Annotated in this window: 5 protein-coding genes, 1 tRNA gene and 1 pseudogene; 1 reads left to right on the plus strand and 6 read right to left on the minus strand. The window is 68.7% G+C overall.

Annotation, left to right across the window (positions count from 1 at the left end; translation table 11 throughout):
• Both CA983_RS40530 and CA983_RS40535 read right to left on the minus strand, forming a co-directional pair.
• Nucleotides 1–568: pseudogene (locus CA983_RS40530) on the minus strand (ArgS-related anticodon-binding protein NrtL); the annotation flags it as partial.
• A gap of 167 nt (nt 569–735) precedes the next feature.
• Nucleotides 736–1,266: a response regulator gene (locus tag CA983_RS40535; protein WP_086605682.1), complete on the minus strand. Its 531-nt coding sequence runs from the start codon at nt 1,264–1,266 to the stop codon at nt 736–738.
• A 109-nt stretch (nt 1,267–1,375) separates the two neighbouring features.
• On the opposite strand from CA983_RS40535, the gene CA983_RS40540 reads away from it, so the two are divergent.
• Nucleotides 1,376–1,447: transfer RNA gene (locus CA983_RS40540), tRNA-Arg, on the plus strand.
• Between the two features lie 250 nt (nt 1,448–1,697).
• Here the strand turns inward: CA983_RS40540 and CA983_RS40545 are convergent.
• The 4 genes from CA983_RS40545 to CA983_RS40560 all read right to left on the minus strand — a co-directional run bounded on the left by CA983_RS40545 (nt 1,698) and on the right by CA983_RS40560 (nt 5,099).
• Entirely contained in the window at nt 1,698–1,994 is a 297-nt protein-coding gene (locus CA983_RS40545) for a GYD domain-containing protein (protein ID WP_086605683.1), read from the minus strand.
• 245 nt (nt 1,995–2,239) lie between these two features.
• Nucleotides 2,240–3,613, minus strand: a complete 1,374-nt coding sequence (locus tag CA983_RS40550) for a tyrosine-type recombinase/integrase (protein WP_086605684.1) — start codon at nt 3,611–3,613, stop codon at nt 2,240–2,242.
• A complete protein-coding gene (locus CA983_RS40555) occupies nt 3,610–3,780 on the minus strand; it encodes a helix-turn-helix transcriptional regulator (RefSeq protein ID WP_086605686.1) in 171 nt (56 codons plus the stop codon). The genes CA983_RS40550 and CA983_RS40555 overlap by 4 nt, the downstream gene beginning before the upstream one ends.
• Complete coding sequence (locus tag CA983_RS40560) at nt 3,780–5,099, minus strand: replication initiator (RefSeq protein ID WP_086605685.1); 1,320 nt, start codon at nt 5,097–5,099, stop codon at nt 3,780–3,782. The genes CA983_RS40555 and CA983_RS40560 overlap by 1 nt, the downstream gene beginning before the upstream one ends.
• Nucleotides 5,100–5,147 lie beyond the last annotated feature (48 nt).

Here is a 5,147-nt window from a genome sequence, read left to right on the forward strand (position 1 = left end):
GGAATGACCAGGAATGACCAGCGACGCGGTCGCTGGATCGACTACGGGAGCGACTGCCGCTGTCCACGCCGAGGACGGTCTCCCACTCCGGCGCGGGCCGACCGTCGCACTCGACGCGGACGAAGTCACCTCGGCTGCGCAGCACGCGGGCCAGGGCGTCCGTGACGACGACGGCACGGACCTCCGCCGGGCACCGGAGGCGCACGATGGTCCCGCTGAACCCCTCGGTGTGGCCGTATCGCCGCCCACGCCGCAGGACCTCCTCGACGAGGAGCGCGGAGGCGTTGCGTTCCAGGCTGAAGTTGAGAAAACCGGGCCCCGTGACGACGACATCGCCGATGAAGGCTTCACCGGCGAGCCGCGCCCTCAGGATCTCGGCCACGCGCTGCGGCGGCTGCCCTGCCGCGCCGGCGAGCTGGAGGGCGATGTTGGTGGCGTAGTCGCCACAGCCCCCGGGCCCCGGCGCAGTGACCACGGCCCGCTCCGGCACGGTCACGCTGAGCTCACCCTCGTCGACAGCGCGACGCACGGCGTGCAGCACGGTGCGGGAGAGCTCGACGGGGGTCACGGGGACAAGCGTATGGGAGGAAGGGGGTGGGTATGCGAACCGGTTTTGACGAGGGTCCGGGATGTGGACGGGGTCCGGGATATGGACGGGCCCTCGATCACCAATCGATCAGCAACCCACACGCATCAGCAACCCACAGGCATCAGCAACCCACACGCAGATGCGGATCAGCCGCCGGCACTCCCGGCCCGCTCGGCCTCCCCCGCGCCGAGGACGGACCCGTAAGCGGGCGCACTCCCACCAGCGCTCCCTTGCCTCCCCCCGCTCCGCTCCCGCTCCACCAACTGCAGGACCATCCCGACGAGTTCAGCGGGCTCGAACGGCTTGGCGAGGAAGGCGTCGACGCCGACCTCCAGCCCGGCCTCGACCTCGTACTGGGTACAGGCACTGATGATGGCGAGGGGCACGCCACGGGTACGCGGATCGGCTCGCAGCCGAGCGGCGGTCCGGATCCCGTCCAGCCGGGGCATGACGACGTCGAGGGTCACGACATCGGGCCGCACCTGATGAACGACATCAAGACACTCGGCACCATCGGCCGCGGTCACGACCTCCAGCCCCTCCAGCTCGAGGTTGACCCTGATCAACTGCCGGATGACCTTGTTGTCGTCCACAACAAGCACCCGGCCCGACGCGCCTGGCACAACTCGAGAGTAGGTCGGCCCCGGCCACCGCGTCCGGGTTTTCCCCACTTCCACCCCGACCGGGCGACCCGCAACCCCGCCCCCGACAGCGGAAACCCGTTCATGACCACCGCGAGGGAGCTGGTAGTGTTCTACCCGTCGCCGCGAGCAACGCGACCGACACGCCCCCGTAGCTCAGGGGATAGAGCAACGGCCTCCGGAGCCGTGTGCGCAGGTTCGAATCCTGCCGGGGGCACCCTGTATGAGGTGCCTAAAGACCCCGTCATCAGCGGAAACGCTGAGTGCGGGGTCTTCGCGTATGTGCAGGCGTGTGCGGCCCGGAGCGGCTGCATGTCGGGGGCTGTGGACGAGGCGTGGACGGGATCTTGGGACGTAAGCGCAGGTCATGCCCGGCATCCCCGAAGGTCAGGGACAGGTCCAGGGGCCTTGGGGGTACCGCCTTGAGCGTGTCACTCGTACCAACAGAACCTCGACGGGGAAGTCCCTCAGCCGGTGGCTTTGGCGATGATGCGGTCCATCTCCTCCCGGCCGAAGGCTCGCAGGGTCGTGCTACGGACGTTGCCCAACGCGCCGACCTGTAGGAGCACTGCGGTGGCAGTCTCGTCGTCGGGCGCCTCCACGACAGCCACGATGTCGTACGGGCCGACGGTCCAGAAGAGGTTCAGGACCTTCACCCCGAGCTTCTGAGCCGCTGCCGCGAAGGCTTCGGCGCGTTGCGGGGTGTCCTTGTAGCTGCGGACTCCCTGGTCGGTCCAGTTCAGCAGCGCAACAAACGTCGGCATGATCCTTTACCCCTGTAAGTAGACGCAACTAGTCGTGGTCAACTCTGGGCATCATGCGCGTAATGCGCATGAGGGGCGCCTCTGAACGAGTGATGGAAGCCGGCCTGACTTCATGGGCCGGCCCGACTTACACCCCGGAGCAACCGGCGCGGAATTCCTGAGGACCAGGAAACGCTCCTCTCGGCCAAGGCATGCCGATGCCCCCGGACCAAGTCCGGGGGCATCGGAGCTACCGTCGTCTGCGATCACTCGTACTCACGCAACAGATCCTCAATACGCCGGTTGGCGACGTCTTGCCGTCCGTCGAGGCACTTGGCGTAGCGGGTCAGCAAAACCTCCACGCTGTTGCCGGCGCGCTCGGCCACCTCGGTGGGGTCGACACCCGCATTCAGCCACGTCGACAGCGCCGAGTGCCGAAGGTCGTACGGCCGACTCGCGAGCGGCGAGGCCGCGACGGCCGGCGGAAGCGCGAGGTGCCGAGCTTCCTGCCACACGCGGTAGTAGGTCGACGACGGGACGACCGAGCCCTTCTCACTGAAGAAGAGCCGTCCGTCGTCCGCCGTGCCGAAGGTGGCCAGGTGCTCGCGGAGCACGGCGACGAGGTGGGGCGGGATGGGCACCCGCCTGACGTCCTCGGTCGGCCGGTTCTTCAGCCCGCGGTCGTCATGGGTCTCCCCCGAGTCGGTCCACTGCTTGCCGACGGACGGACGGGTCCGGTGGAGCAGCGCCGAGCCCCAGCCCTGCTCGGGCAGCTTAAGGTCCGTCTCGACGATGCCGACCGCTTCCGCCGGCCGCAGGCCACCGAAGTACATGGCGGCGAACAGACCCACGAGGCGACGACCACGAGCACGCCGGTACCCGCCCACGTAGGAAACCGCCGCCAGGAGGTTCCGTGCCTGCTCCGGATTGGCGACAACCCGCGGGTCGACCTGGTTGGACACCTTCGGCTTCTGCCAGCGGACAGCCGTGATGGGGTTCTCCCGCAGCTCCCCCAGGTCGACGGCGTAGTTCGCGGCGTTGACGAGCGTACGACGTTTGCGCCGCACGGTCTCCGCCGCTGCCGCCGTGCCGTCGAGCTTGAGCTTCAGCGAGTCGAGGACCGTGCGTGCCGTGGCCGCTTCAGCGAGGTCGGCGAGCGGCCGGGATGCCTTGGACACCCAGTGGAGAACGTTCCGCACGTCGTCCGGAACTTCCCGGTCATCGGGACCTGGCAGCACGAAGGCCCAGTTGCGCAGTGCTCTGCGGAGGTCCTCGTCGGACGGTCGTCCGGCACGCTCGTCCAGGAGCTCCAGCGTCACGCTGGTGAGAGATTCGTTGATGCCATCCCTCGTATTCGGGGCGGCATGAGGCCATTTCATGGCGAGGTACCTGAGCGCGAAGGCGTACCACGACACGGCCGACTTCTTCTCTTCCATCGAGGCCGGAAGTCCCGACACAGTGTCGAACTCCTCGCCCTCGCGCATCGCACGCATGAGCTTCGTGCGGTAGTGGTCGGCAAGCGCCTTGGTACGGAAGGACTCCGAGAACACATTGCCTGCGACGGACCAGCGGACACCGTACGAGGGCGTTTTGGTATCCCGCTTGCGGACTCCCCAGACCTTCACATCGAGAGACTTCACGCCGCCTCCTCCAGCTGTCGCAGCCATGTGTTGAAGTCACTCCGCCAAACCCGCAGCTCTCCGTTGGGCAGCTTGAATGCGGCCGGCCCGTACCCCAGTTCTCGCCAGCGGTAGAACGTCCGACGGGAGACACCGCCCAGCTCATCCAGGACTTGCCGAACGGTCATCAGCTCGTCGCGACGGGCGTCCACGTCGGTTCTCCTTCCGTTCCGGGCGCGGGTTCGAGGGAAGTGGCGAGCCAGGCTTCACCGGTGCTGAGGCCGGTTCCGGCGAAGACCCAGTGGGCGAGGACGAGCGTGGTTTCGCCGTCCTGGGGAGCGGCCGTGGGCGCTTGTGCGCGGCGCCATTCGGCGCGGGCGTCGCGGAGGGCGCCGAGGGTGGTGGAGTAGCGGCGGGACTTGGTGGAGAAGTGGCCGCGGAAGCCGAGCATGTGGGCCCAGGCGCGTAAGCGGAGGTGTTCGAGGTCCTTGCGTGCGCCGAGGGTCCAGGCGGTTCGGATCATGCGGCGGGCGTGGTCGGTGATCCGTGCCTGAGCCAGTTCGGCGAGGAAGCGGATCGGCCGGTCCAGGGTGCCGGTCGCCGTTTCGGCTCCTTTGGTGGCGTACTTGGCGATGTACGCCGCCACGGCCCGTTCGGTCAGCTCCTGGCCGCCGTCGAAGTCGGCGGAGCGGATGGTGCGGACGTCGAGTTGGCGGCCGAAGGTGAAGGTGTGGGCGCGGCCGTCGACGTCGGGTCCGTTGACGCGTGTGGCGGTGACGGCGGCATGGATGGCGCCGGTCAGCAGCTCGGCGGACGCCCAGGCCGGAGGAGCCGTGTCGCCGCCCTCCGGGCCGTCCAGGCGGATGACCGCGTGGAAGTGGACGGCGCCCCTCTTCTGGTACTCGGCGACCTTGGCGAAGGAGACACGCGCGTGATACCGAAACGCGCGCTGGGTGAGTCCGGCGCGCTTGGCGATCTCACGGCGCAGGTAGATCGAGAAGCGCCGCCAGAGGGCTCCGGCATGGGCGTTCCAGAGCACAGCCGCTTCATAGTCGTACGCGTCCGGATCGAGGGGCGTACCGAGGGCCGGGTCTGTGTCGTCGTGCCGGGCACCGCAGCGGCAGGGCCGCCCGCTGGAGGGGCGGTTGTGGACCGGGCCGAAGCTCGGTGCGGTGAGGGTGGCGAAGACGCGTGGGTGTGTGCCGACCTGTTCGGCGGTGCCCTTGCCGCCGCGGAGTCCGGCGGTGATCAGGTGGAAGGTGTCTCGGCGGTAGACCTCCGCGCAGGCCGTGCAGCGGGTGGCACGGCGGTTGTTGCAGCGGACGAGAAGGCTTCCGGCGGGCAGGGAGGACGAGTCGAGGTGGTGGAGGACGCGCCCGATCTCTCCGGTCGTCCGGTCGACCGCGTACTCGGTGCGGTGGCCGTCGAGGCGCACGGGGTTGGTGCAGCCGCCCAGGCCGGAGAGTTGGCGGGCCAGCTCGGGCATGGTGCCGAGGGAGGCCAGCATGGAGAGTTCCGCCAGCGGGGGCGGAGTCTGCCGGGTGATGATGGGTCT

Source organism: Streptomyces swartbergensis (assembly GCF_002148965.1).
Taxonomy (GTDB): domain Bacteria; phylum Actinomycetota; class Actinomycetes; order Streptomycetales; family Streptomycetaceae; genus Streptomyces; species Streptomyces swartbergensis.

What these genes read in the sequence shown, in the direction of transcription:
- CA983_RS40545 (WP_086605683.1), bottom strand. Translation starts at nt 1,994, where the DNA reads ATGCCGACGTTTGTTGCGCTGCTGAACTGGACCGACCAGGGAGTCCGC.
- CA983_RS40555 (WP_086605686.1), bottom strand. Translation starts at nt 3,780, where the DNA reads ATGACCGTTCGGCAAGTCCTGGATGAGCTGGGCGGTGTCTCCCGTCGG.
- CA983_RS40560 (WP_086605685.1), bottom strand. Translation starts at nt 5,099, where the DNA reads ATGCTGGCCTCCCTCGGCACCATGCCCGAGCTGGCCCGCCAACTCTCC.